1 protein-coding gene is annotated in these 1070 nt (G+C 53.8%); it reads left to right on the top strand.

Annotated features, from left to right (window positions below):
- A partial coding sequence (gene tuf / locus FDW87_RS17215; RefSeq protein ID WP_048338893.1) for an elongation factor Tu occupies positions 1-1070 on the top strand: 1070 nt, incomplete at both ends.

Consider the following 1070-nt stretch of genomic DNA (forward strand, 5'->3'; position numbering starts at 1 on the left):
ACCGTACTGGCTAAAACCTACGGCGGTGCTGCTCGTGCATTCGACCAGATCGATAACGCGCCGGAAGAAAAAGCTCGTGGTATCACCATCAACACTTCTCACGTTGAATATGACACCCCGACTCGCCACTACGCACACGTAGACTGCCCGGGCCACGCCGACTATGTTAAAAACATGATCACCGGTGCTGCGCAGATGGACGGCGCGATCCTGGTTGTTGCTGCGACTGACGGCCCGATGCCGCAGACTCGTGAGCACATCCTGCTGGGTCGTCAGGTAGGCGTTCCGTACATCATCGTGTTCCTGAACAAATGCGACATGGTTGATGACGAAGAGCTGCTGGAACTGGTAGAAATGGAAGTTCGTGAACTTCTGTCTCAGTACGATTTCCCGGGCGACGACACTCCGATCGTTCGTGGTTCTGCTCTGAAAGCGCTGGAAGGCGAAGCAGAGTGGGAAGCGAAAATCATCGAACTGGCTGGCTTCCTGGATTCTTACATCCCGGAACCAGAGCGTGCGATTGACAAGCCGTTCCTGCTGCCTATCGAAGACGTATTCTCCATCTCCGGTCGTGGTACCGTTGTTACCGGTCGTGTAGAGCGCGGTATCATCAAAGTTGGTGAAGAAGTTGAAATCGTTGGTATCAAAGAGACTGCTAAGTCTACCTGTACTGGCGTTGAAATGTTCCGCAAACTGCTGGACGAAGGCCGTGCTGGTGAGAACGTTGGTGTTCTGCTGCGTGGTATCAAACGTGAAGAAATCGAACGTGGTCAGGTACTGGCTAAGCCGGGCTCTATCAAGCCGCACACCAAGTTCGAATCTGAAGTGTACATTCTGTCCAAAGACGAAGGCGGCCGTCATACTCCGTTCTTCAAAGGCTACCGTCCGCAGTTCTACTTCCGTACTACTGACGTGACTGGTACCATCGAACTGCCGGAAGGCGTTGAGATGGTAATGCCGGGCGACAACATCAAAATGGTTGTTACCCTGATCCACCCAATCGCGATGGACGACGGTCTGCGTTTCGCAATCCGTGAAGGCGGCCGTACTGTTGGTGCGGGCGTTGTTGC

The sequence above is a fragment of the Citrobacter sp. wls826 genome, from assembly GCF_005281245.1.
Lineage (GTDB): Bacteria > Pseudomonadota > Gammaproteobacteria > Enterobacterales > Enterobacteriaceae > Citrobacter > Citrobacter braakii.